19 protein-coding genes are annotated in these 24,067 nt (G+C 60.8%); 9 read left to right on the forward strand and 10 right to left on the reverse strand.

Going from position 1 to position 24,067, the window contains the following annotated elements; translation table 11 throughout:
• Window positions 1–341 precede the first annotated feature (341 nt).
• The 3 genes from ACLB0R_RS04640 to ACLB0R_RS04650 all read left to right on the forward strand — a co-directional run bounded on the left by ACLB0R_RS04640 (window position 342) and on the right by ACLB0R_RS04650 (window position 3,009).
• On the forward strand, window positions 342–620 hold the full coding sequence (locus ACLB0R_RS04640) for a metal/formaldehyde-sensitive transcriptional repressor (protein ID WP_416642177.1): 279 nt from the start codon (window positions 342–344) through the stop codon (window positions 618–620).
• Window positions 621–691: 71 nt separating this feature from the next.
• Window positions 692–940: a hypothetical protein gene (locus ACLB0R_RS04645; protein ID WP_416642178.1), complete on the forward strand. Its 249-nt coding sequence runs from the start codon at window positions 692–694 to the stop codon at window positions 938–940.
• Between the two features lie 221 nt (window positions 941–1,161).
• Window positions 1,162–3,009 carry a potassium transporter Kup gene (locus ACLB0R_RS04650; protein WP_416642179.1) on the forward strand — a complete coding sequence of 616 codons (1,848 nt, stop codon included), beginning with the start codon at window positions 1,162–1,164 and terminating at the stop codon, window positions 3,007–3,009.
• Between the two features lie 67 nt (window positions 3,010–3,076).
• Here the strand turns inward: ACLB0R_RS04650 and ACLB0R_RS04655 are convergent, their stop codons facing one another.
• Window positions 3,077–3,244 (reverse strand): Flp family type IVb pilin, encoded by a 168-nt coding sequence (locus ACLB0R_RS04655; RefSeq protein WP_416642180.1) that lies wholly within the window; start codon window positions 3,242–3,244, stop codon window positions 3,077–3,079.
• A gap of 524 nt (window positions 3,245–3,768) precedes the next feature.
• On the opposite strand from ACLB0R_RS04655, the gene ACLB0R_RS04660 reads away from it, so the two are divergent.
• Window positions 3,769–4,020, forward strand: a complete 252-nt coding sequence (locus ACLB0R_RS04660; RefSeq protein WP_416642181.1) for a hypothetical protein — start codon at window positions 3,769–3,771, stop codon at window positions 4,018–4,020.
• Window positions 4,021–4,108: 88 nt separating this feature from the next.
• On the opposite strand, the gene ACLB0R_RS04665 is transcribed toward ACLB0R_RS04660, so the two are convergent.
• The 3 genes from ACLB0R_RS04665 to ACLB0R_RS04675 are packed head-to-tail and all read right to left on the reverse strand — an operon-like array spanning window position 4,109 to window position 9,915.
• On the reverse strand, window positions 4,109–5,563 hold the full coding sequence (locus ACLB0R_RS04665; protein WP_416642182.1) for an efflux transporter outer membrane subunit: 1,455 nt from the start codon (window positions 5,561–5,563) through the stop codon (window positions 4,109–4,111).
• Window positions 5,560–8,706, reverse strand: a complete 3,147-nt coding sequence (locus ACLB0R_RS04670) for an efflux RND transporter permease subunit (RefSeq protein ID WP_416642183.1) — start codon at window positions 8,704–8,706, stop codon at window positions 5,560–5,562. Before ACLB0R_RS04670 ends, ACLB0R_RS04665 begins: the two co-directional genes overlap by 4 nt.
• A gap of 3 nt (window positions 8,707–8,709) precedes the next feature.
• A complete protein-coding gene (locus tag ACLB0R_RS04675; protein ID WP_416642184.1) occupies window positions 8,710–9,915 on the reverse strand; it encodes an efflux RND transporter periplasmic adaptor subunit in 1,206 nt (401 codons plus the stop codon).
• 140 nt (window positions 9,916–10,055) lie between these two features.
• Between ACLB0R_RS04675 and ACLB0R_RS04680 the strand changes: the two genes are divergently transcribed.
• Entirely contained in the window at window positions 10,056–11,123 is a 1,068-nt protein-coding gene (locus ACLB0R_RS04680) for a sensor histidine kinase (RefSeq protein ID WP_416642185.1), read from the forward strand.
• Complete coding sequence (locus ACLB0R_RS04685; RefSeq protein ID WP_416642186.1) at window positions 11,110–11,748, forward strand: response regulator transcription factor; 639 nt, start codon at window positions 11,110–11,112, stop codon at window positions 11,746–11,748. The genes ACLB0R_RS04680 and ACLB0R_RS04685 overlap by 14 nt, the downstream gene beginning before the upstream one ends.
• Window positions 11,749–12,524: 776 nt before the next feature.
• Here the strand turns inward: ACLB0R_RS04685 and ACLB0R_RS04690 are convergent.
• On the reverse strand, window positions 12,525–14,228 hold the full coding sequence (locus ACLB0R_RS04690) for an outer membrane beta-barrel protein (protein ID WP_416642187.1): 1,704 nt from the start codon (window positions 14,226–14,228) through the stop codon (window positions 12,525–12,527).
• Between the two features lie 571 nt (window positions 14,229–14,799).
• Here ACLB0R_RS04690 and ACLB0R_RS04695 point away from each other — a divergent pair.
• Complete coding sequence (locus tag ACLB0R_RS04695; protein WP_416642188.1) at window positions 14,800–15,717, forward strand: bifunctional helix-turn-helix transcriptional regulator/GNAT family N-acetyltransferase; 918 nt, start codon at window positions 14,800–14,802, stop codon at window positions 15,715–15,717.
• A gap of 249 nt (window positions 15,718–15,966) precedes the next feature.
• Here ACLB0R_RS04695 and ACLB0R_RS04700 read toward each other — a convergent pair whose 3' ends face one another.
• Window positions 15,967–16,197 carry a hypothetical protein gene (locus tag ACLB0R_RS04700; RefSeq protein WP_416642189.1) on the reverse strand — a complete coding sequence of 77 codons (231 nt, stop codon included), beginning with the start codon at window positions 16,195–16,197 and terminating at the stop codon, window positions 15,967–15,969.
• 664 nt (window positions 16,198–16,861) lie between these two features.
• On the opposite strand from ACLB0R_RS04700, the gene ACLB0R_RS04705 reads away from it, so the two are divergent.
• Both ACLB0R_RS04705 and ACLB0R_RS04710 read left to right on the forward strand, forming a co-directional pair.
• A complete protein-coding gene (locus ACLB0R_RS04705; RefSeq protein WP_416642190.1) occupies window positions 16,862–17,896 on the forward strand; it encodes an acetamidase/formamidase family protein in 1,035 nt (344 codons plus the stop codon).
• Between the two features lie 205 nt (window positions 17,897–18,101).
• A complete protein-coding gene (locus tag ACLB0R_RS04710) occupies window positions 18,102–19,568 on the forward strand; it encodes a carotenoid oxygenase family protein (protein WP_416642191.1) in 1,467 nt (488 codons plus the stop codon).
• Here ACLB0R_RS04710 and ACLB0R_RS04715 read toward each other — a convergent pair.
• From ACLB0R_RS04715 to ACLB0R_RS04730, 4 genes are all read right to left on the reverse strand, one after another.
• The gene (locus ACLB0R_RS04715) at window positions 19,565–20,359 is read right to left on the reverse strand and encodes a DUF1295 domain-containing protein (protein ID WP_416642192.1); all 795 of its coding nucleotides are present in this window, start codon (window positions 20,357–20,359) and stop codon (window positions 19,565–19,567) included. The two genes, ACLB0R_RS04710 and ACLB0R_RS04715, sit on opposite strands and share 4 nt — an antisense overlap.
• A complete protein-coding gene (locus ACLB0R_RS04720; RefSeq protein ID WP_416642193.1) occupies window positions 20,356–21,585 on the reverse strand; it encodes an acetyl-CoA acetyltransferase in 1,230 nt (409 codons plus the stop codon). Before ACLB0R_RS04720 ends, ACLB0R_RS04715 begins: the two co-directional genes overlap by 4 nt.
• Before the next feature lie 145 nt (window positions 21,586–21,730).
• A complete protein-coding gene (locus ACLB0R_RS04725) occupies window positions 21,731–22,348 on the reverse strand; it encodes a ParB-like protein (RefSeq protein WP_416642194.1) in 618 nt (205 codons plus the stop codon).
• The gene (locus ACLB0R_RS04730; RefSeq protein ID WP_434953738.1) at window positions 22,338–23,987 is read right to left on the reverse strand and encodes a SulP family inorganic anion transporter; all 1,650 of its coding nucleotides are present in this window, start codon (window positions 23,985–23,987) and stop codon (window positions 22,338–22,340) included. Before ACLB0R_RS04730 ends, ACLB0R_RS04725 begins: the two co-directional genes overlap by 11 nt.
• Window positions 23,988–24,067 lie beyond the last annotated feature (80 nt).

The following is a 24,067-nucleotide window of genomic DNA, read 5'->3' on the forward strand; positions in this document are numbered from 1 at the left end:
CTCTGCAGCGGCTGCATGGTCGGCAGGTGTTGTGTCATGACGCCTCTCCTTGCTCGAAGCGGTTGCTCACGAGCCCGAGAGACCTAACGTCCGCGCAATCGCCGCGGACGGCGATTGTCAGCTGTGTGGTACGTCCCGGGCGACGATGAGACCGGCGATCACAACCGTTGACGCGTTGCGTCGACTGTCGCCCTCGCTGGTCACAGTGCTAGATCGCGGGTTCATGGGTTCCATTGATTGTAGTTACGCCGCAAAGCAGCGACGAACAGCACGAAAGTTTCGTACCGAGCGCAGCGGGGAGATATACCCCCCTATACTATTGTCAAGAGGGATGAACGGCTATGGCGCACATCGCGCGGGAAAAAAACAAGCTGCTGAATCGCCTGCGGCGCATCAAAGGGCAGATCGAGGCAATCGAACGCGCCGTTGAGGGAGACATTGAATGTGCCCGGGTTCTCCAGCAGGCGACAGGCTGTCGCGGCGCGCTGGACGGGTTCATTGCCGAAGTTATCGAGGACCATATCCGCGAGCACATGGTCGATCCATCGCTGCCAAGGACCGACCCGCGGGCCCAGGCCGCTGAGGAACTGGTCGAGATCATCCACTCCTATTTGACGTGACGATCCCCAAGTAGGGCGACATGCCGGCACCTGCCAGCATGTCGCATGGTTGATCGTCAGCTCGCTCCACCATGGGCCAGAGCGTGGTGGCGACTTGCCTGCTCGCCATGCTCGCGAGCGTGGCTGGCATGGCCGGCGGCAGTAGTGGCATGGTGACCTGCTTTTTCGTGATCGCCTGCCTCGTGGTGGGTCGCGGCCTCGCGGTGGTGACGCGCGGCGTGGTCATGATGTTCAGCTGCAGTGCGATGATGGTCGGCGCCTTGATGACTGGCCATTGGTGTTACTCCTGCTTTTACACGTCGACGTGGTCGACCAGTTGAGCCTAGCCCATGACAGCACGGCCGCAAGCCAGGCCGCGGTCGTTGGACGCGCCTGCCCAACCACCTACCTTGCTTTATCTTGCTCCCAAAAAATGCGCGGAAAATTCCGGCCTTTGCAGTGCTTGCGCTTGACCTTCGCACTAACAATCAATCCAGCATGATGTGTGAGTCGAGCGGAGTAGAAGATGGCCGATGCAACAACTTCCAATAAGCTATCCGCTATGTCGCTTGCCGCGCTTGGCGTGGTCTATGGGGATATCGGCACCAGTCCGCTTTATGCGTTCAAAGTCGCCGTCGATGCCGCAAGCGGTGCGGCGCTGTCACCGGCCGCGGCGGCAATCGGCATCGCATCGCTGGTGATCTGGTCGCTGATTGTCATCGTCTCGATCAAATATGCGCTGCTCATTTTACGCGCCGATAATCATGGCGAAGGCGGCGTGGTCGCGATGCTCGCCCTGCTTGGCGCGCGTGATGCGCCGCATGGCAGCTGGCGCGCGGCGTTGCTGGTCCTGGGTCTGGTCGGCGCCGCCTTACTTTACGGCGACGGCGCCATCACGCCGGCTATTTCTGTGCTGAGCGCGGTCGAGGGGCTGAAGGGAGACGCCCCAGCGCTCGCCCCCTTTGTCGTGCCGATCACCGCAGTAATTCTCGTCGGCTTGTTTCTCATCCAATCGCGCGGCACGGGCTTTATGGGGCAGCTGTTCGGCCCCGTCATGCTCGGCTGGTTCGTCGCCATTGCCGCGCTTGGCATTGCTGGCATTACTCAGCATCCTACCGTCCTCGAGGCGCTGTTGCCGACCCCGGCCTTAGCCCTGTTGATCAAGGCCCCGCCCTTGGTGAGTTTCGCGATTTTGGGAGCCGTTTTTCTCGCGGTGACCGGCGGCGAGGCGATGTATGCCGATCTCGGCCATTTCGGGCGACGCGCCATCCGCCTCGCCTGGTTTGGCGTCGTGCTCCCGGCCCTTATTCTTAATTATCTTGGTCAGGCCGCCCTGGTCGCAAATAGCGCCCACTTGCCGGCGGGGCCCTTTTACGGGCTGGCGCCTGGCTGGGCGCACTACCCGCTGATTGGCTTTGCGACCGCCGCAACGGTCATCGCGTCGCAAGCGATTATCTCGGGTGCTTTCTCGCTGACTCAGCAGTCCATTCAGCTCGGCTTCCTGCCCCGGCTGCGCATCCTGCATACCGCGCGCGATGCGAAGGGGCAGGTATTCGTGCCGAGTGCTAATATATTGCTCGCCATCGCCACCTTGGTTGCTGTCTTTGCGTTCGGATCGTCGGACGCACTGGCTGGTGCCTATGGCATTGCTGTGTCCGGGCTGATGGCGATCTCGACATTATTGGCAGGGCTGGTTGCGCTCCGCTGGGGCTATAATCTGCCGATGATCATCGCCGTGAACGGCACGTTGTTGGCCATCGATCTTGTCTTCTTCGCGGCCAATGCGACCAAGCTGTTCGCGGGCGGCTGGTTTCCCTTGTTGATCGCGGGATTAGTCGCTTTTCTGATGCTGACGTGGCGACGCGGCGTGCAATTGGTTGAGCAAGCGCGCGCCGGGCAACGACAGGATGAACAAACCTTCATCGCGGCGCTAGCCAATCAGGCCCTTTATCGCGTCCCGGGCGCCGCTGCCTTTTTGAGCGCATCGACGTCCGGCATTCCGATCTCGCTCACCACCCATTTGCGCCACAACAAAGCGCTTCAGGAGCAAGTGCTGCTCGTATCGGTGGTCACCGATGAAATACCCGCAGTTGATGACAGCGCCCGCGCTAACGTCATTAAGCTCGCGGCGGGCTTTGAACGGGTTATCCTTCATTACGGCTTTATGGAGGAGCTCGATATCCCGAGACACCTTAGACAGGCCAAGACCAGCATCTCGCCCGACGGCGTCGCCGACATAAGCTATTATATCGGCCACGAAACCTTGGTACCCTGTGCAGAAGTGCCCGGCATGTGGCCTTGGCGCGAAGCGTTGTTCGTCTGGATGCAGCGCAATTCAACGCCAACCGGTGCCTCGTTCGGCATTCCGACGGCCCAGCTTGTCGAAATCGGCACCGAGCTCAAGATCTAGAGAGTGTGCTGGGGTTGTAAGCTTTGTCGTAGCGCAACGTGATTACGCGCTTTCGTGATACCGTCGCCTATGATGCTTTTATATTGGCGGTCACATTGGAGAAGACTGTCGTCAGCTGGTTGCCCAAGGCAGACATAGCGGTGATTGCTGCAATCGCGATGAGCGCCGCAATCAGCCCATATTCGATTGCCGTTGCGCCTCGCGTGTTGCTTAAAAAAGACCTGATCGACATCATTCTTCCTTTCGGTCGAACAAATCCATCCCGCGCTGGTTGGAATTAGCTCAGACGCTTTAAGTCATTGCTAATGGGCAATGATATCGTCTGGTGTAGGAATGAAATTACGGTCCATTCAACCATCCGCAACGCGCCCGACCAGGGGCTCGCAAAGCCTGCCGGGCGAGTTCGGTCTGGGGGTGATCGAACCCCGCCCGGCAAGAAGCAATGCTGGCTTGCGGTTGGCCCAGCATCGGTGGTGCGAGCTTAACTGATTCGAGTGGCAATGTCATCGCTCATCGACGTTTGAGAAGTGAGAACCAATACGGCTGAGAGGTGGAGCGCGCCAGCCGCAACCAGCCATTTAGCGAAACTTGACCAATGGGTTAGCTCAATAGTCACGCCATCACAGCCTCGATGCACCAAAGAGACCAGTTAGGCGACGGCGCGAGCAAAAAGGTCGCGACATTTGCTTAGCGGGAAAGCGCAAGGCGCGATATAAACTCGCGGCCGTGAAGATATCGGCTGACGAGGGAGTGCAGACCATGGGTATCAAGGATTTTATCGAAGATGCAGCGGGCGCGGTTGTTGCTGAGCAGGGTCTCGAGAAACTGGACCCCAACGCCAATCTCCTTGAAAAAGGTGCCGCGCTGGTTGCCGGCTATGAAGGGACTGATTTTCTGAAAGGCAAGGTCGGCGAGCTTCTCGGCGGCGGCCAGAATGAGCAGCCCGCCACCGAAGCGTCGTCGGACGATACAAGTGACAATTCCCCGCAGGATGGGGATCAGAACGCGTAATTGCATCACCGTGCCGATCTCTTAGAGATCGGCACGTTCCTTCTTCTACCTTATCTCGAATTTTTCAAAGCCGAACGGAAAATCGCCGTTAGCGCTGCGGGGCTTGGCCGTCCGATTTGTTCCACCATCCGCCGCCCAATGCCTGGAACAACAACACGCTGTCGGTCAGGCGTTGCGCCTGCGCTTGTGCTAAATTCTGCTTAGCCTGGAGCGACGCGGCTTCGAGAGGCAATGTCGCTGCGCCGCTTACTTGGCCAAGGCGTGTCTGATCGCGCGCGATTCGCAAGGCTCGGGCTGCAGCTGCGTCGGCTGCAGCCGCGCTAACTTCTTCGGCGGCGTCGGCTTGGATGGCTTGCAAGACATCGGCGACATTCTGCATCGCGCTCAGCACGGTTGACCGATATTGCGCCTTGGCCTGATCGAGCGTCGCTTGCGCCGCGTGCTGTCGATGCAGCAATGCACCGCCATCGAAGATGGGCTGGAGGAGATTGCCCGCAACCGACCAGAAGGTATTGCCGTTGGTGAACAACGTGCTCAACGTCGTAGACGTGCCGCCCGTCCCCGCATTGATCGTAAAATTGGGCAAGCGTGCCGCAATAGCAACGCCGACTTGCGCGGACGCATAATGGAGGTTCGCCTCGGCGGCCCGGATGTCCGGGCGCTGATCGGCGAGCGTTGACGGCAGCGATACGGGCAGCGTCGCTGGTAAATGAAGCGCGGCAAGATCCGGCGCGACAAAATGATCGGCGGGATAGCGACCGACAAGCACGGCAAGAAAATCACGGGCTTGCGCTTGCTGTTTGATGAGCGCCGGCCTGACGGCTTCCGCCTGCGACAGCGCCAGCTGCGCCGCCGCGACGTCGGCACCGCTTGCCGCCCCTAATCGCTGCTGCTGAACCACAATATCGAGAAACCGACGATCAGCAGCAATGACTTGATCCGTGATCGCGACTTGGCGTTCGGTGCTGGCCAGCGTGATTGCGGTACTGGCGACATTGGTCGTCACGGTCAGATAAGCCGCCTCGGTCTGGAAGCGTTGCTGCTCGGCTTGCGCCCGCGCTCCCTCAATGCCGCGACGAACGCCGCCAAAAAGATCGAGCGTATAACCACCAGTCACGCCCAAGCTGTAAAGATTATAGGTCCTCGAATTGTCGTTGAGCGCCGATTGCAGAACGCCTGCAACATTCTGCCGGGACGCTTGTGCGTTGCCTTCGATTGTCGGGAAAAGCGCAGCGCGCTGCGACAGATAATTCTGCTGTGCTGCCCGCAGTGCCGCTGTGGCGCTCGCGACATCGGGGTTGTGTCGCAATGCCTCGTCCTCAAGGGCGTCGAGCTCGGCCGAACCAAAGACGGTCCACCACCGGGCAGAAACCGGCGCCCCCTGCTCGAGCGACTGGCTGCCCGCTGCCGACGCTATTTGGGCTGGCAGCGGATCAGGCGTGTAAGACGAAACTTGAGGTGGTGCTGGTCGGTGGAAATTCGGCCCGACCGCGCAACCCGCCAGCGGCAACGCCAGCGCCAGCGCTCGCCAACTGCGCCTCATGCCGGTTCCTCCGCAACTGGCTCGCGTGACTTGCCCGACCGGCGGCCGGCGGGCGAAAAGCGCTCCATCAGCACTGGCAACATTAACAAAATAAGCGCGGGCGCGAGCAGGATGCCGCCGACGACGACAAGCGCCAATGGGCGTTGCACCTGCGCGCCGATCGCCGTCGACATCGCGGCGGGCAGCAGCCCCAGACACGCCGCAAGGCACGTCATCAGCACGGGGCGCAGGCGCGTTTCAGCCGCTTGAATCAGGGCATCGGTGCGGGGAATGCCCCGCTCGACTAGTTCGTGGAAATAGGAGAGCACGATAACCCCCTCCATCGCCGCGATCCCGAACAACGCGATGAACCCGATGGCGGCCGAGACACTGAAGGGGGTACCAGTGATCGCCAACGCAAAGATTCCGCCGATGACGGTCATTGGGAGCACACTCGAAACAAGCAATGTTTCTGTGATCGACGAGAAGTGGAGAAAGAGCAGCAGCCCGATCAAGATGAGCGTGATCGGCACGATGATCTGGAGCCGGTCGAGCGCCTCCTGAAGATCGCCAAACTCGCCAACCCATTCGAGATGCTGGCCATCAGCGAGCTTCACCTTTTTCGCGACCGCAGCCTGGGCATCGGCGACGGCACTTCCGAGATCGCGTCCGCGGACGCTGAACTTGATGGGAATGTAACGCGTCTGCTGCTCGCGATAGATGAACGAGGCTCCCGATACGAGCCGCACGCTGGCAACGTCGGCGAGCGGTACCTGCGTCGTTCCGCCGGCGGCGTTAGCGACCCCGACCGGAATGGCGCGGATATCATCAAGCGTGGCGCGCTCGCCCGCGGCGAGGCGGACGACGATCGGGAAGTTGCGATCACTGCCTATTTCGTAAAGATTGCCTGTCGATTGGCCGCCAATGGCCGCCTGGACGACCGCATTGATATCCCCAGGAGCCAAGCCATATCGCGCTGCCTTCGCCCGATCGACATCAATGCGGACCGTCGGCTGCCCGAGCGAGTTGAAGATCGATAAGTCCGTGATGCCCGGCACGCTTGCCATGGCGCTTTTAACGGCCTCCGCCGTGCGTTGCAGCGAGGTCAAATCATTGCCGTATAGCTTGACCGAATTCTCGCCTTTGACGCCCGAGGCTGCTTCCTCGACATTGTCCTCGATATATTGCGAGAAATTAAAGTCGACGCCCGCAAAGGCTGACGACAACTGCCGGTTCATATCTTCAGTCAGCTGCTCCTTGGTGACCCCGCTCGGCCACTGGCTTTGCGGCTTGAGCGGCACGAAGAACTCGGTGTTGAAAAACCCGGTAGCGTCAGTGCCGTCGTCGGGCCGGCCGTGCTGCGATATAACGGTGGCGACTTCAGGATAGCTTGCGAGCATCCTGCGCATCTTGTTGACATAAGCGTCGCCTGCGCTGAGCGAGACAGCCTGCGGCATCGTTGCGCGGATCCACAAATTGCCTTCCTCGAGGTGCGGCAGGAATTCGAGACCGAGCCCATGGGCGACAACAAGCGCCAGCAGGAAAAGCGCGCCGGCAAGCGCTAAGGTGACGCCGCGCAGGCGCAGCGCCAAGCGTAGCGCTGGCGAGTACAGACCGCGGATGAACCGAACGATCGCCGTTTCGCGCTCCTCGATGTCGAGCTTGAGTAACAGTGCTGAGAGCGCGGGCGACACGGTGAACGTTGCGATGAGACCACCGCCGATCGCATAGGCATAGGTCCGTGCCATCGGCCCGAAGATATGACCCTCGATCCCACTCAGCGTGAATAATGGCAGAAATGACAGGATGATAATGGCGGCTGAGAAGAAAATTGCCCGATTCACTTCGGCGCTGGCGCCCGCGATGATCGAGAGCTTGCGCGCAACTGCTTTGTCACCAATTAGTTGGGCGCGCGGCGCTTCTGCCATGTGGCGGAAGATATTCTCCACCATGATGACGGTCGCATCAACGACAAGCCCAAAGTCGATCGCGCCGACCGACAACAGGTTCGCCGACTCACCGCGCGCGACCAGAATCATCACCGCGGTAAACAGCGCGAAGGGGATTGTCGCCGCGACGATCATCGCACTTCGCAAATTGCCGAGGAACAGCCACTGGATCAGGAAGATCAACGCGATGCCGAACAATAGGTTATGCAGCACCGTATGGGTCGTCAGCTCGATCAGCTCGCTGCGGTCGTAAATGCGTTCGATATGGACGCCTGGCGGCAAAATGCCGGAGGCGTTGATCTTCTGCACTTCGGCCTCGACAGCGCTGATTGTCGGCGAGCTTTTTTCGCCCCGGTGCATCAGCACAATGCCCTGGACGATATCGTCATCGCCATCCTGTCCGGCGATACCAAGTCTGGGCAAGTGACCAACGGTGACCTTCGCAATATCGCGTACAAATACCGGCGCACCGTTCACGGTCTTAAGGAACGTGTCCCGGATTTGCTCGGGCGACTGGATGAGGCCGACGCCACGGACAATCGCGGCCTTGGGGCCGAGATCCACCGTTTGGCCGCCGACATTGACGTTGGCGTTTCCGAGCGCCGTTAGCACCTGGCCAAGCGTCAGGCCGTTCGCGATCAGTGCCCGCTTGTCGACCACCACGTCATAGGTTTTGGTCTTGCCGCCCCAGCCCGAGACATCGATCACGCCCGGTACCGCCTTGAAGCGACGCTCGAGCATCCAATCCTCGATCGTCTTGAGGTCAGTCACGGAGTAGCCGGGCGGTCCGACGACGCGATAGCGATATATTTCGCCAATCGGGCTTTCGGGCGAGAGCTGGGGCTGCGATCCGCCCGGCAAAGGCGACAACTGGCTTAGTCGATTGATGACGCGCTGCTCGGCTTCGTCATAGGTGAAATCATAGGTGAATTGCACTTTGACGTCGCTCAAACCGAACAATGAGATGGTGCGCACCGTTTTCACATGGGGAATGCCGGCAAGCTGGATCTCGATCGGGATCGTGATGTTACGCTCAATCTCTTCGGCCGATTGTCCCGGATATTGCGTGATGATGTCGACCAGCGGTGGGACGGGATCGGGATACGCTTCGATATTGAGGCGCGCAAACGCGCCGAGCCCAACCATGAAGACCAGAAAAAAGAACAACAAAACGAGCCAGCGCCGCCGCAGCGCAAAGCCGACGATCGATCCCATCGCTCAGCTCGCGCCGTTTGCGCGGTCGATAAAGACCGAACCCGCGCTGACCACGCGCTCGCCCGGCATCAACCCCTGGGTCACCGTGACCAACGCGCCCGTGCTGGTTCCCGTCTTTATCTGACGTAACGAGAGGCTATGCCGCTCAGGGTGCGCGACCCAGACATGCGCGTCGTTACCTTCGTAAAGGACCGCCTGCGCGGGGACTGTGACCGCCGACGTCGTTGGACCTTCGGAAAGATGCGCGGTGGCGAACATATTGGGACGCAGTGCACCGTCGCCATTGTCAATCTGCGCTCTGACAGCAATGCGTCGGGTGTTTGGATCGACGATAGGCGCGACGTAATAGACGCGCCCGGCAAAGGTGCGATTGGGGAAGGCCGGTACTTGTACTGCCAGCGCCGCCCCACGTCGCAGCTTCGCGGCGTCCGCTTCACGAATATTGGCGACCAACCAGACGTGCGCCAGATCGCTAATCGTAAACAACGGTGTCCCCGCGCCAGCCGCTGCGCTTTCGACATATTGCCCAATACCCGCCTGGCGCGAAATGACCGTGCCGGCGATCGGGCTACGAACGATGGCCTCGTTTTTTGCCCCACGCGTGGCGCTCCCGAGCCCGATGCCCAGGATCGACAAGCGACCGCGGGCAGCGGCTAATTGTGCCTCACTGGTCGCAAGGTTGGCCCGCGCGCTGGCCAGGTCGGCTTGCGACTGCTGAACGTCCCGCTCGGCCGCTCCTTGCACCGCGAACAACGCCTGCTGCCGCGCAGCATTCGCTTCAGCGGTCGCCAACGCTTTGCGGGCACTAGCGACCCCGGCTGCAGCCGTTGCAAGGTCACTTCTTCCCTGAACCAGCTCTGATGCGGCAATCGAGTAAATCGGTTGTCCACGACGAACCACGTCGCCGGGCTTGACGAAAATTCGGGCGATCCTTCCCGAAAAGGGCGAAAACATCTGAGTAGTGCGGTCGTCGTCGGCAGCGATTTGTCCGTCGGTAACGAGCTCGGGGCCATAGGTTTCCGATTTTGCCGACACGATCGACAGGTTCGACCATTGCGCATCTGTTGGGCGGAATTCGCCGGCAGGCAGCGTAGCCGGCTTGCGGTCGGCGTCGGGGGCGCCCGCCGAGCAGCCGGCAAGCGCAACCAGGCTCACCATCGCCAGTCGCCGCAAGATAATCGATCTGTGGAAAAGCAGTGCCCCATTCATAGGGCGTTCGTACCGGGGCTCGACTTTACCTGCCAGCGACTAGGGGTATTGCTAGGATATACTTTCGTATATCAACCTGACCACCTGCGGGGCGTGTACAGCGGGTCGCAGGTCGCCATTGCGCGGTGTAAGGAACGCCGATGACCCAGCAGAAGCTTGCCCCGAGATGGATCAACAGAACCAGTATCGCGAGCCTGATCGCTGCGATCTTCGTGATAGATGTGTTTACCGATTGGGCGATCGCGGTTGCTGTCCTCTATATCATACCGATCCTCCTTGCGTTCCGAATGTTTCCGGCCCGCGGGGTCAGATGGCTTGCGGCGTGGTGCGTGCTATTGACGCTGCTTGGAAGTCCGCTGACGCGATATGGCTCGCCCAGGGCCGGCATTGTAAACTTGGCGATCGGGATCACGGCGATCGTCACCACCACTTATCTTGGACTGCGGTTGCTTAAGCTCGAAGCAGCCTCGCATGAAGCCCGCGCCCATCTGCAGCGATTGTCTCGCATCGGAAATCTTGGTGAGCTCACGGCATCGATCGCACACGAGGTCAATCAACCACTCGCCGCTCTGGTCTCTAGTGCGGGCGCAGGTCGGCGTTGGCTTGACGCTGATCCGCCCGACGTGCCCAAAGCTCGCGAGACGTTCGAGCGGATTGCGCGTGATGCCGCACATGCCGCCGAAGTGATCGCCGGGGTTCGACGTCTTGCCAGCCGGAGACCTCCCCAGCCGGAGCCAGCGTCAATCGGCGACATCGTCAGGCACAGTATCGCAATCGCGAGTGCCGAGATCGAACGGCATGACATCAAGTGCCATGTCACCATCGGTGACCAGCTGCCTATGTTGTCCATCGATCGGGTTCAGGTGCAGCAGGTACTGCTCAACCTGCTCCTGAACGCGATCGAGAGTCTTGCTGATGGCCCTAGAGGTGACCGTAACCTGTGGGTCTTTGCCCGGCACGACCATCGCCGGGTCGTACTCGCCGTGGAAGACAATGGACCTGGTCTCTCCAATGATGCCCGAGAGCATCTTTGGGAGCCGTTTTGGACGAGCAAGCAAGGCGGCATAGGGTTGGGGCTGGCGATGAGCCTGGCAATCGCGGAAAGTCATGGCGGAGCTCTTCGATGCTCAGGCCGTCATCACGGCAATGGCGCTTTATTTGAGTTGTACCTACCGACTGCGGCTGGAGGGTCGAATGGCACCGAATGAAATGAGAAAGGGTGCCGATGCTCAGCCATTGGTACGGATCATCGACGATCAACCGGCGGTACGCGAGGCGATAGCCGATCTTCTTGCGTCGATGGGAATGGCAACGCGGTCATACGCATTGGCAAGGGAATTTCTACACGACGACGACCAATCAGCGCCGGGTTGCGTCGTGCTCGATGTCAGGATGCCCGAGATGGGCGGCTTCGAGCTCGTCGACGCGCTTGATGATCAACCAATTGAGCTTCCCGTCGTTTTTGTAACCGGGCACGGCGATATCCCCATGGCGGTGCGGGCAATGAAAGCAGGGGCCGTCGACTTTTTATCGAAGCCGTTTGACGATCAGCGGCTGATCGATGCCGTCAACGCCGCGAACCGTATAGACGCGGCGCGGCGCGCAAAGATCGCGCCGACGCTCGAAGCTCGTGAGCGGCTGAAATTGCTGAGCGACGGCGAACGATCCGTCCTGGACCTTATCGTCTGCGGCCTTCGCAACAAGCAGATTGCAGCGGAGCTCGGCATCAGCGAGATTACGGTCAAGGTCCGCCGCGGCCGATTGATGGATAAGTTGGCAGTCAATTCGACCGTCGGTCTCGTGCGTTTAGTCGATCAAGCGCTTGAAAAATGAGCCAACGGCAGCTCGTCGTGATTCAGCTGCCCGCCCCAAGACTATAGGCTATGTATTTTTCTCTGAGCGAACGAGATAGTCACTAAAAGTAAGTGGCTGATGCGGTGGCCTAATTCGGCTGTTTGTGGGTGCTATCGGGACCGTTATGTCCCTGCTGCGAATCTGGAATCCAAACGCGATATCGAGTGGCCAAGGTGGCTCGAAGCCCGCCCAATATCCGACTCCTCCATTCCAAATGCCCTGAACTGCTAGGAGCCGTGGCTGGTGGGGCGGCAATCCGTTCCCGTGTCCTCACGACGACGGGAGCGCGGGGACCGGCGCCGGGGTGGCTCGTCCATTCCCAATGGCCAGGGTCGTTTCTCGCCATGGGATGGGCGGCAAAAGACATTACCGCGAAGGCAAAGACCGATGTCTTGCAAATAATATGCTCCATCTCATCTTCCGTTTCGAAGCTAAACCGCGTGTTCCAACGCTACATCTGCCGCTATGGGAGCAGCCATGATCGGCATTGCCAAGCGCTGATAGCCTAGCGTTATGATACACTTGGAGTGTATCGGCCGCTCACGACTGCTCCCTCCCCCGCCGACCGACTTCCGGGGCTTACCCGGCATCCGCCACCGGTTAACCCGGTGTGCGGAGTTCGAGACGCTCGACGCAACAGCGAAGTCGGATAACACCAATAGCTTCACCGTTGTCGAGGCGTCTGGGTCTCTGGTAGCCCGTTCCTCCTGCGGACCGAACTACCAGAGTCCGAAATCGGGCAAATGCCTGCTTGCCTAAAAGTGGATGATGGCATCGCCCGATAGTACGAATGAACGGCGCTTGTTTGGCGCAATCCCCAGATTGGCGTTGCCGTTGAACGCCGGTGCGTCGAGGGCCTCATAATAGGCGACTTCGGGCCGTAGCTCGATTTGGGGTGATAGCCAGTGCTGAAGTCCGAGTGCTACCTCGACATAGCGGGTTTTTACGCCCGTCCGCTGTCCTTGCTGGTCATCGAAATACTCGCCGCGCAGTGAGACGTTATCGCGGGGCGCCGGCTGATAGTTCAGGTAAGCCAGGAACGATTGAGCCGAAGCCTTGCACTTCAGCACCGCCGGGTCAGCGCATTGGGCACCATTGGGCGCGTTGAACGGGATATTCTGCGGGCTGAATGGCGTTCCCCCTTGCGCAATGATGTTGGCGACAATGGGGTTGTTGACGTTGGGTACGCCGCTCTGGTGCAGGTTGTAGCTCTCGATGGAGATATGGAGCTTGTCCGTAAAGCGATGGTAATAAGTTAGGCCATACCATTGCAGGTTGTTATATCCCCAGACGCCACTGTTGATAGCATCAGCGCAGAGGTAGATATCATCGCGAGCGCTGTTCGATTCGTAGCGTAAACAGCCCGTGACTGATGGCAGGTTGCCCGGATCCTTCCTGTAGCGCGTTCCCGGATAGAGGACGTTGGGGAAGGGGTTAGGCAACGTCTTGTGGTAATTCCACAAGGCGGTATCGCTGCCGAAGGCAAAGCCGAGCTGCAAGAACAAGTTCTTGGTTACAGCGAGCGTGCCTTGAATGCCTGTGTTGGTGTAGTTATCGAACGTGTATGTCAGCGAGTGACTATACATGTAATTGTTGGGCGCGAGCTGCGCTTCGATATCGGGGAGCGAAATATAGCGCCCCACCCGGATCAACAATCCCTGTGCAACCTTGGGGAAATATACCTCGCCATAGACCATCGGCAGGTCGTAGCCGTATCGCCGATCATGGCCGAGCAGCTGATTGCTGAACAGGCCGTATGACGTCGTGTACCGATAATCGACGCCGTAGATACCGGCGATGCGAAATCCCCAGTCGATATGATCCGTCTGGACCGTGTCTGGGGTACGTTCGAGGTAGATCACCGCCTGGTCAAGCTGGACCGAGCGCGGATCGTAATTATACGCGCCGGGCGCATTGCCGCCCTTCACGGAATTGGTGCTGTAATTCGCGCCGACGTCGACCCAACCGTAGAGTTGGACATGCGCCTTTGAAAATGCCTTGCCGATCCGCGAGGGAGCGAGAGCGACCATCAGCGGGCTATCGACCGATGCGGGGCGATTGACCCCGATGCTTGTGGCTCCCCCATAGGGCCATTCGGTGAAGGGCATTGGTGGCGAGTTTTCGGGCTGTGGTGGGAACTCCGCACGGCGCGAGGGGGGAGCATTGGGGTCGGCAGGCGGCGCCGCCTTACCCCATTCCAATTTATAATAGTTAATGAAGCGCTCGAAGAAGCCGCTGCCGAGATGATCTGTGTTATAATTGGCATCGGATGCTGTCGTCGTTTGGGTAGCGACAGGCTGTTGCATGCCTTCATTAATGCGAACCGGCGCGTTGGTTTCTACACTTGGTTTGGTGTTATCAGCGATCGCTGCTTCTTTCTGAGTTTGTCCATAAGCGTAGGATGGTATCGCCGCGCAGACGCCTGCGCTTATTGCGGTAATATAGCCTAGCTTATTCATCAAATATACCCCTAGTGTCTTTTAATCGTCAGGAGCTTAGTAAGGTCTACTGCGACGACGATGTGCCACTAGGGCGAGGGAGCATAATGATTCTATACTGAATTGGTGCGTTCTCCATATAAATTCCATAAAGTCTTGCCGGATCGATGAGGCCCAACCTTGGTGCTGCGCCAGTCTGCTTGTGCCTCATTCTAGACACTCAGCGGCCCAATGGGCCTACGATCACCAGCCCCCATAGCCGTTAGGCACGAGCGCAGTAGGCGGGGGATGAGCCGTGTGCTGGTCTTCCACTATGCATGCTAAAGCTGCTTTGCCCTCGTAAGTCACCGCAAAAGACGGCTTCCGCAAGAATGGCGGTCCAAAGCGGCCGATCGACAATCGGCCAAATTCAGTTGCTGAGGCACTAGAGCGACCAAGCGCACTCAAGCCCACTTGAACGGGCTTGTCGGAAGGGGCGATTGGCCATTCGATTTACAGGCTAAGAGTTGCCCAGGAATAGCAAAATCGGCGAGTTGATGTCCTCGGGCTGACAAGAAGTTGACTCTGTCAACTTTCTGCGGCACTTGGTCTTATGGATGAGACGATCGATGCGGTCCGGCGCTTCAACCGGTTCTTCACGCTATTCAGCGGTGCCCTAAACGCGAACTTCCTTGGAAGCGGCATGTCTCTTGCCGAGGCACGCCTCTTGTTCGAAATCGCCAATGGGAGCGACCCGCTGGCGACCGACCTTCAAGGGTCGCTCGGCATGGACGCAGGTTACGTCAGTCGGGTCATCGGTCGCTTCGAGCAGCGAGGCTGGGTTGAGCGCGGCCGGGACGGCGGCGACCGTCGCCGACGCCCAATTCGCATCACGGATACCGGGCGGGCCGCCTTTGACGATCTCGATCGAAGGCAACGCAAAGAGGTGGCGGACGTAGTAGAACGTCTCGACAATCCTGCTCGCGCTCGACTTACCGCCGCGCTGACGGCAAGCGAAGCGCTGCTGGCCGGCAAGCGACTGTCCCCCTATTTGATACGGACGTTCCGACCCGGTGATATGGGGCTCATCGTTTCTCGGCAGGCTATCCTCTACCACGAGCTTTATGGTTGGGGTGCTGGTCTCGAGGCGAATGAGGCAGAGGTGGTCGCAGCGTTCCTCCGCAATTTCCGAGCCGGCCGTGCGCAGTGCTGGATAGCCGAAGTCGATGGAGAAATGGCAGGGTCGGTGCTTGTAACCGACGAGGGTGACGGATTGTGCCGGCTGCGGCTGCTATATGTCGAACCGAGTGCGCACGGGAAGGGCATCGGCACGGCGCTCGTGCGCGAGTGCATCACGTTTGCTCGCTCGGCTGGATACCAGCGAATGACGCTGTGGACGCATTCGATCCTGGAAGCGGCACGCCACATTTACGCCCGAGAAGGATTTCACCTTATCTCCACCTTAGACCACTCCTCGTTCGGGCCGATGCTGACCGGCGAGACGTGGGAGCTTTCGCTTGAAACGCATTGAAGGATGCTGTCAGCCTACGGGGGAATCTTGGGACGGCTTGCGCCAAGGTAAGCCTCCGCCCCTGTCCCGCCACGGCCACCGGAGTCAGACCTTCACAACATTGCCGTGAGTCAGCTCGACAAATAGAACCTACGGAGCCGAATGTCTGCTTCTCCGGTTCGTGTCAGCCAGAGCAGCCATGCGGGTTTCGGCCCAATTTCGGACATCCGGTCTGATCCTGCTCAGTACCCCGAAAGCGCGCATCATAGACTAGGGAAAGGCGAACGTGGCCGGAATCGGCGCTGGAAAGCGACGGCGAGAATGGTCACCGGTGAGCTTGGATCGGCGGTCGACAAGAACGGTCGAAGGCGGGAGCCCTGCCGACAGCAAGTCAGCCCAAACCTGCGCCAACTCGCGCCCACGCGGCCTGTAGGCGGCCCGGTTGACGGGCTCGAGCAGCGTTTCGAGAAAAACGAGCTGTTCGGCGATGATGACGATCATGCCGTTGGGCAGCGCTATGGCTACTACCTGGCTGCCAGCTTCCGCAAGTCTCGTACCGCAGGTCCAGCCTTTTCCGGACGATGTGTTGGTGCTATTATTGGTGTTGGCGGTTTCCCACTATGAAATTATTTGTAAAATCAACCTCTTGGGTGCCCGATAGGAGTGTTCTTCTGGCACCAAACACGCAACTCTCTCTTGAATGCGCTTGTCGAAAAGAGCGACTGAGGGTTGGTCTCAAGGCCAAAGCATCGCGCAGCGGCGTGCAGGCCGCGTTTGCCCGAAAATACCCTATGGAGTAGCATCGGCCGCCACCGCGGAGAAGACCGAGGGTAGCCTTGACGTCTCCGAGCAACGAACTTCTTGGTGTGGAAACGGTGGATGCCGCCCTTGTATCGGTGCGGCCGGTCTAACGCCGACCGCTCTCCGGGCTGCTCGTGGCGAAGTTGAGCCGAGGTTCAGCTGTCGACGATCGGCCGACTATCGCCGAGAGGCCTTATGACGAGCGACATCCAGCGCCACGTCGTTGCGCTCGATGGGCTGCCGTCCGGGGCGCTGCGGCCACATTGGAAATGGTAGGGCGAAAGCACACGCTGCGGGGTGGTGTGCATTGCTCAATCCACAGCGGCTGGCCTAAGCTTTGCGACGACGCATGAGGAGGACGAAAATGGCGGTAAGGTTGCTGGCGGGTGTGGCGTCGCTGGCCATGACGAGCGCGGCTGTGGCGCAGCAGGTCGATCTCCCCGCGACGCCGGCAACGGTGTCCTGGGGGCATTATGACGCCTCGGCTACACCGGTCATCACCGTGCGTTCCGGCGATGAGGTGGTCGTGCATACGCTGCTGACCAACAGCCCGAAGGGCCTGGAGAGCGCCGGCCTGCCGCCCGACCAGGTCGAGCCCGCCCTGCGCGCGGTGTTTGACGGCGTGCCCGCTTCCGCGCGGGGCCCCGGCGGGCACATTCTGACCGGACCGATCGCGGTGGAAGGCGCGCAGCCCGGCGACACGCTTGAGGTTCGCATCCTCAAGGTCGAGCTTGCCATCCCCTATGCCTATAACGCGTTCGGCCCGACCACGGGCTTCCTGACCGACGATTTCCCTTATCGACGGATCAAGATCGTGCCGCTCGATCGGCAGCGGATGATCGGCACGCTGGCATCGGGGATCGAGATTCCGCTGCATCCGTTTTTCGGCTCGATGGGAGTCGCGCCGCCCGCCAGCTTTGGCCGCTACGATTCGACCGCGCCCTCGATCCATGGCGGCAATATGGACAATCGCTTGCTGGTCGCGGGGACGACTCTGTTCCTGCCGGTCCATGCGCCGGGCGCATTGCTCGAGGTTGGCGATGGTCACGCCGCACAAGGCAATGGCGAAGTCGACATTACCGCTTTGGAGACCTCGCTGACGGGAACCCTGCAACTTGTTCTACACAAGAAAGGCGAGGGCGCGGCGGTCGAGGCGAGCTATCCTCGCGCAGAGACGCCCGACGCCTTTATCGCCATGGGCTATGACGAAGACCTGACCAACGCGACCCGCAAGGCAGTCCGCAACATGATCGACTTTCTGGTCGCGGCGAAGGGGCTGAGCCGCGACGATGCTTATATGCTCGTGAGCACCGCGGGCGACGTTGAGGTGACGGAGCTGGTCGATCGCAACAAGGGCGTTCACGTCGTGCTGCCAAAGCGGGTTTTAAAGGCGCGCTGAGGGTCTGGCGAAACGCATGACGCGACACGCCTGCGAGGTTGGGGAATGCGCTGGAAGCGAGCAAGGACACCGGTCTCGACCCGCGATACGCGATCCTGAGGCCGGATATCCGAGCATCCTGATCGACCGCTCGTTGAAATTACGCATGGTCAAATGCCACTGAAAAGCTAAACTGGCCGGACCAGGGGGATAGGAGGGTTTCTCCGTGCAGATCGAACGCCTCGCGCCGGTTGTTTCGTCGTTGCAGCCGAGCAATCATCCCTATCTAAACCACGCGTGGACGCCGCAACACGAAGAGGTGACCGCGATTGATCTGGATGTGATCGAAGGCACGATTCCGACCGATATTGACGGCGTCTATCTTCGTAATACCGAAAACCAGCTGCATCAGCCGCTTGGCAAATATCATCCCTTTGATGGCGATGGGATGATCCACCAGATCGATTTCTCGGGCGGGCGCGCATCCTATCGCAATCGCTTCGTGCGGACGCGCTGCTTCCAGGCGGAGCAGGATGCCGGTGGTTCGCTCTGGGGCGGACTGATGGACCGGCCGGGCACGTCGAAGCGGCCAGGCTTTGGCGCGCATGGCAGCCTGAAGGACTCCTCCAGCACCGATATCATCGTCCATGCCGGCAAGGCGATCTCGACCTTCTACCAGTGCGGCGAAGGCTATGTGCTCGATCCTGAAACGCTCGAGCAATTGGGAGTCGCTCCCTGGGTGCCGCTCGACGGTATTTCGGCGCATCCAAAGGTTGATGAGCGGACCGGCGAGCTGCTGTTCTTCAACTATTCGAAGCACGCGCCCTATATGCATTACGGCGTTGTCGATGCGGACGGGCGGGTAACCACCTATATCCCGGTGCCATTGCCCGGCCCGCGCTTGCCGCACGACATGACCTTTAGCGAGCATTGGTCGATCGTGAACGACCTGCCGATGTTCTGGGACGTCGAGCTGATGGAGCGCGGCATTCACGCCGCGCGGCTGCACGAGGGCATCCCTTCGCGTTTCGCGCTGATTCCGCGCCACGGCCGGACCGAGGACATTCGCTGGTTCGATGCGGCGCCGACCTACATCCTCCACTTCCTCAACGCTTATGAGGAAGGCGACGAGGTCGTGATGGATGCCTATTTTCAGGACAATCCCCAGCCCGCGCCGCTGCCCAACGAAGACGGCTACGGCCACATGATGGCTTATGTTGACGAGCACAGCTTTCTGCCGCGTCTCCACCGCTGGCGCTTCAATCTGGCGGATGGGACAACGACGGAAGAACGCCTGGACGACCGAACGCTGGAATTCGGCATGATCGATGCGCGGGTTGCCGGTCGGAAGCATCGTTATGTCTATTCGACGACCACCAAGCCTGGCTGGTTCCTGTTCAACGGCTTCGTCAAGCACGACCTCGAGACGGGGCAGTCATGGACGCTGATGCTGGAAGACGGGCGCTATGCGAGTGAAGCACCGTTTGCGCCGCGCATCGGATCAACCGCGGAGGATGACGGCTATCTGGTGAGCTTCATCACCGACGAGAATCGCGGCACCAGCGAATGCATCCTGATCGACGCGCGCGATATCGAGGCCGGTCCGGTCTGTCGTGTCGCGCTGCCGCACAAGATTTCGAGCGGCACCCATTCGCACTGGGCGAACCGCACGGTGCTGCGCCGGTACCGCTAAGCGCTCTTGGGGAACCACGGCACAAAGCCCGAGGTGCGGCGGACATACGCTTCGTAATCGGGCTTCTTGCGCTTCATCCGGCCTTCAATCGTCGGCACGCCGGACCATTTGAGCAGCGTATAGGTGAGCAGCACCGGGCCGAACAGCGCCCACCGGCCGGTCATGCTTTCCGCAGCGATCAGGTACAGGCCCCACCACACGCACGCCTCGCCGAAATAATTGGGATGGCGCGAGTAGCGCCATAGCCCGCTGCTTAGGACCTTGCCGGCATTCGCCGCGTCGCGCCGGAAGGCAGCAAGCTGGAGGTCGGCAATCGTCTCCAACAGGATGCCGACGACCGCAATGGCAGCGCCGACCTCGCCCAACGCACCGACCGGTGGGGCGGGATTGATTTGGCCGAGTTGGACCGGGAGGCAGACAATGAACAAAAGCGGCGCCTGGATTGCGTAGACCAGCCGAAACGATGCCTGGTTGAAGCCCCAGCCTTTTGCATCCTTCGCCTTCGAGAACATGGTCACATAGCGCCGGTCGGGTCCATTGCGACGCCAGCGCCAAAGCAGATAGCCGCCGAGCCGCACGCCCCAGATCGTGCAGATCGTCATCAGTAATGCCTTGCGTGTCGGATCGCCCGAGCTTTGCACGAAACTCGTCCAGCCGAGCGCGACCATGCCGAGCGCCCACACGCTGTCGATCGGCGTAACGTCGCGCGTCTTGAGCGTCACCAGCCAGAATAGCGCGAACAGGGCAATCAGTGCTGCCGCGTTGGTCGCAAGCAGCTGAACCACGGTCACGCCGCGGCACTTTCGACAATGAAGCTGACCGTTGTCGTCGTCGATCCGCCGATGTTGAGAGTCTGGACGCGGCGCGCGCCTTCGACCTGATAATCGCCCGCGTCGTTCGACACCTGCTTGGCCGCATCGAGCAGCATCCGCACGCCGGTCGCGCCGACCGGATGCCCGCAACCGATCAAGCCGCCCGACGGATTGATCGGCAAGCACCCGCCGGGTTCGATCGATCCGTCCTCGATCGCTTTCCACGATTCTCCCGGCTCGGTCAGGCCGAGATGGTCGATCGCCATATATTCGGTCGCGGTAAAGCAATCATGCGTCTCAACCGCGTCGATTTGCGCGATGTCAGTCACGCCGGCGCGGCGGCGCGCGTCTTCGATCGCGCGCCGGACCTGTGGGAAAACATAGTCTTGGTCGGCGCTATCGGCAATTTTCCGCGCATAGCCGATCGGCGCGGAGCGATGGCCCCAACCTGCGATATGTGGCAGTGTATCGAGCGACTTGCCGCGCTTCGCCGCGTAATCGGCGGCGAAACGTTCCGATGCCAGGAAGACGATCGCACTGCCGTCGGTCACCTGCCCGCAATCCATCTTGCGCGTCCGCCCCTCCACGACAGGGTTCGCCTCATCATCAGCGGTGAAGCTTTCGGGCGCAAAGCTGTACCCCCGCGTTTGCGCATTGGGATTGCGCTTGGCATTGCCAAAATTGATCTCGGCAATGCGCATCAGATGCTCATATTTCAGGCCGTATCGACGATCATATTCGTCGGCGAGGTCGGAAAAGGCCGCCGGCCAGACAAAGCGGACATCGCCATATTCATGGCCCGCCCAAGCCGCCGCACCAAGATATTCTGCGGCAGTCTGGCCGGGAACGTTACGCATCTGTTCAATGCCGATGACGCAGGCCAGATCATAGCGTCCCGCTTCGATCTCCGCTGTGGCGGCGAGAACGGCGACGCTGCCCGATGCGCAGGCGGCCTCGTGGCGAGCGGTAGGCAAGCCATCAAAGGCCGGATCGGCGAGCGCGAAAAACCCGCCGAGCAGGCCCTGCCCGGCAAAAAGCTCCGCGGTGAAATTGCCGACATGGCCAGTCTGAATATCAGCCGCATCGAGCGACGCCGCCGCAAGCCCCTGGTGAAGGGTTTCGGTGAACGCGTCCGCCAGATCCATGCCCCGCCGGCTCCAGACTGTGGAGAAATCGCTTTGCCACCCGCCAAGGACGAAAACCATGTTCGATGCTCCGCCGCGTCGCGCTCTGTATTGCAAGCAACCTGCTGCATGGCAAATCCGGCGCGGTGAGACGATGCTGTGGCCGCTGTCAGCGATGCACTCCAAGGTCGAGCGTTGGGCGCGCCCTCCAGCTAGTCCAATCCTCTTATCCCTTGCCCCCAGCCCATCCCGGCAAGTGATCGGCCCGCTGGTCTTTGGCGAGCGTTAGCGCGCGCTCGGTCGCCTGATCGAAGTGCTTGCCGACCAGCTTGGCGTCGATCCGGCGGCGGAAAAAGTCGGCCCAGAGGAATTCCGCGAAGGGCGCCGCACTTTTGGCATAGCCGCCCTCGCGCAGCACCGCGCCGGCAAGCGAGCGATAAGGATCATCGGTGAGCTTGCCGATCCGGCGGGGCAGCTTGTCATAATCCTGGCGTACGCCATGGGCATCGAACGGATGCAGCCAGCTCCGGTTGTCCATCACCGTCAAAAACTCGTCGCGGCCAAGATGGGAAAGATCAGCGATGACGCTAGCGAGGACATGCTCCTGGCCTTCAAGCGACAAGGCCAGCGCCAGATGATGGTGATCGACCAGCCAGGGCCGCTGCTTGGGGCCGATGACGACCGGGATCATGTGGCGACCGACAAATTCCGGCCCTTCTTTCTCGCATTTGTCGCGCCAGGCTTGGCGCTTGAGAGCGACCTCGTGCATCCCGACCGTCATCTGGGTGGGGCGCAGATCGCGGATCGGCGTCGGGGTGACGAGGGGCTGATAATCATGCGTCATGCGCTGGGATCTCCTTGCTTGTAAGGGGCGCGGCAACGGCATCGGCCACGCTGTAGAAAGATCGTTGGGCAAGCTCGGCCTGGCCATTGGCGGTGATCAGATCGCGGACATGATCGCGCACCCGCGCGAGGCGAAGCTCTGTCTGGCGCGCCGCCATGGCGCGCGCGAACTCGGTGAGCGCATCGAGCGCAGTGCTGTCGAGGTCGAAGCTCTGTTCGAGGCTGAGTACCAGTGCACGCGCTCTGGCGTCGGTCCCGCGCGCGATGACGTCGAACACCTGCTCGGCATTGGCGAAGAACAGCGGCTCATCGGGTCGCCAGACCGCCATTAGAGGCGGCGCGACCGCTTCAGGGTGGCGCGCCAGCGACACATAATCATGGCTGTCGCCAAGACGGCCGAGGCGAGCGACATGCGGTAACGATGCCCGTCGAATAAAGGCTGCGACCGACAACAGGATCGCCAGCAGCATCCCGTTGACCACGCCGAGGATCAGGACCCCGGCAACCGCCGCCGTCGCGACGATGGCATCGCGCTTCAGGCGCCACAGCCGCAGCAAGGGCGCCGGGTCGAGCGCATGGGTCAGCGCGGCGATGACCACCGCGGCGAGCACCGGCTCGGGCAATCGGGCGATCAACGGCGTGGCGGTCGCGACGAGCACGGCAAGCGTGATCGCGGCAATTGCCGCCGACCAGCGGCTGGTGGCCCCCGCCGCATCGTTCGCCGAACCGACCGAGAAGCCCGCGCCGACCGGCATGCCGCGCGCCAACCCGCTCGCCAGATTGGCGATGCCGAGGCTGACCAGCTCGCGCTCGGCACCGACGCTGTCGCCATGCCTGATCGCGAGCGTTCGTATCGTGCCCCAGCTTTCGGCAAACAGGATCAAGGTCAGCGGCGCGACCAATTGCGCCAGGCGCATCGCCTCGTTCACGCCCGGCATCGGAAATTGAGGCACTGCCAACGACACCGCAATCGGGCCAACCTCGGAAACACCGCGCTGGGGCAAATCGAACACGACCGACGCGGCAATGCCCAGCACCAGCACGATCAGCGCGCCGGGAACGCGCGGCCAGCGCCGCACCAGAAGCAGGCTGGCCAGGGCGGCGATGCCGGTGGTGGCACCAGCCGCGTTGATGCTGCCGATCTCCAGCAGCATGCTCCAGACCAGCGCGCCGATCGTCGCGCCATGCGCCTCGATGCCCAGCAAGGCGGGAAGCTGACGAACGACGATCGTGATCGCCAGCCCGAAAGCAAAGCCGCGCAGCACGGGTCGAGACACGAACGAGGCCAGCGCGCCGAGCCGCAGCAGCGCCGCCGCCAGGAACATCCCGCCCGTAATCACCACCATGAGTGTCGCAGCGACATCCCGCTCGCCCCCGGACAAGCCCAGGGTTGCAATTGCGGCAGCGAGGATGGCGGCCGATGACGAGGTCGGTGAGACGATCGCAAACCGGCTGCGGCCGATGAAGGCATAGACCAGACTGCCGACAACCGCCGCGATCAGGGCGCGCGAGGGCGACAAGCCGGCGATCCCCGCATAGGCGACCGATTCCGGGAGCATCAGCGCTGCCACCGAAAGCCCTGCGACGATATCGGCCGGGAGAAGAATGAGCCTTGAACGAGATGCTTGCGCTGCGGCCATCCGTCCAGCGTACCGCGTAACGATCGCCTAGGCCATAACCGAGCCAATCGCCTGAATCGCCTGCTATTTACTTCGCTCCG

It is taken from the genome of Sphingomonas sp. GlSt437 (genome assembly GCF_048015635.2).
Lineage (GTDB): Bacteria > Pseudomonadota > Alphaproteobacteria > Sphingomonadales > Sphingomonadaceae > Sphingomonas.

Coding starts and splice junctions, on each gene's coding strand:
- ACLB0R_RS04640 (WP_416642177.1), top strand. CDS start 342: ATGGCGCACATCGCGCGGGAAAAAAACAAGCTGCTGAATCGCCTGCGG.
- ACLB0R_RS04645 (WP_416642178.1), top strand. CDS start 692: ATGGGCCAGAGCGTGGTGGCGACTTGCCTGCTCGCCATGCTCGCGAGC.
- ACLB0R_RS04650 (WP_416642179.1), top strand. CDS start 1,162: ATGTCGCTTGCCGCGCTTGGCGTGGTCTATGGGGATATCGGCACCAGT.
- ACLB0R_RS04655 (WP_416642180.1), bottom strand. CDS start 3,244: ATGATGTCGATCAGGTCTTTTTTAAGCAACACGCGAGGCGCAACGGCA.
- ACLB0R_RS04660 (WP_416642181.1), top strand. CDS start 3,769: ATGGGTATCAAGGATTTTATCGAAGATGCAGCGGGCGCGGTTGTTGCT.
- ACLB0R_RS04665 (WP_416642182.1), bottom strand. CDS start 5,563: ATGAGGCGCAGTTGGCGAGCGCTGGCGCTGGCGTTGCCGCTGGCGGGT.
- ACLB0R_RS04670 (WP_416642183.1), bottom strand. CDS start 8,706: ATGGGATCGATCGTCGGCTTTGCGCTGCGGCGGCGCTGGCTCGTTTTG.
- ACLB0R_RS04675 (WP_416642184.1), bottom strand. CDS start 9,915: ATGAATGGGGCACTGCTTTTCCACAGATCGATTATCTTGCGGCGACTG.
- ACLB0R_RS04680 (WP_416642185.1), top strand. CDS start 10,056: ATGACCCAGCAGAAGCTTGCCCCGAGATGGATCAACAGAACCAGTATC.
- ACLB0R_RS04685 (WP_416642186.1), top strand. CDS start 11,110: ATGGCACCGAATGAAATGAGAAAGGGTGCCGATGCTCAGCCATTGGTA.
- ACLB0R_RS04690 (WP_416642187.1), bottom strand. CDS start 14,228: ATGAATAAGCTAGGCTATATTACCGCAATAAGCGCAGGCGTCTGCGCG.
- ACLB0R_RS04695 (WP_416642188.1), top strand. CDS start 14,800: ATGGATGAGACGATCGATGCGGTCCGGCGCTTCAACCGGTTCTTCACG.
- ACLB0R_RS04700 (WP_416642189.1), bottom strand. CDS start 16,197: ATGATCGTCATCATCGCCGAACAGCTCGTTTTTCTCGAAACGCTGCTC.
- ACLB0R_RS04705 (WP_416642190.1), top strand. CDS start 16,862: ATGGCGGTAAGGTTGCTGGCGGGTGTGGCGTCGCTGGCCATGACGAGC.
- ACLB0R_RS04720 (WP_416642193.1), bottom strand. CDS start 21,585: ATGGTTTTCGTCCTTGGCGGGTGGCAAAGCGATTTCTCCACAGTCTGG.
- ACLB0R_RS04725 (WP_416642194.1), bottom strand. CDS start 22,348: ATGACGCATGATTATCAGCCCCTCGTCACCCCGACGCCGATCCGCGAT.
- ACLB0R_RS04730 (WP_434953738.1), bottom strand. CDS start 23,987: ATGGCCGCAGCGCAAGCATCTCGTTCAAGGCTCATTCTTCTCCCGGCC.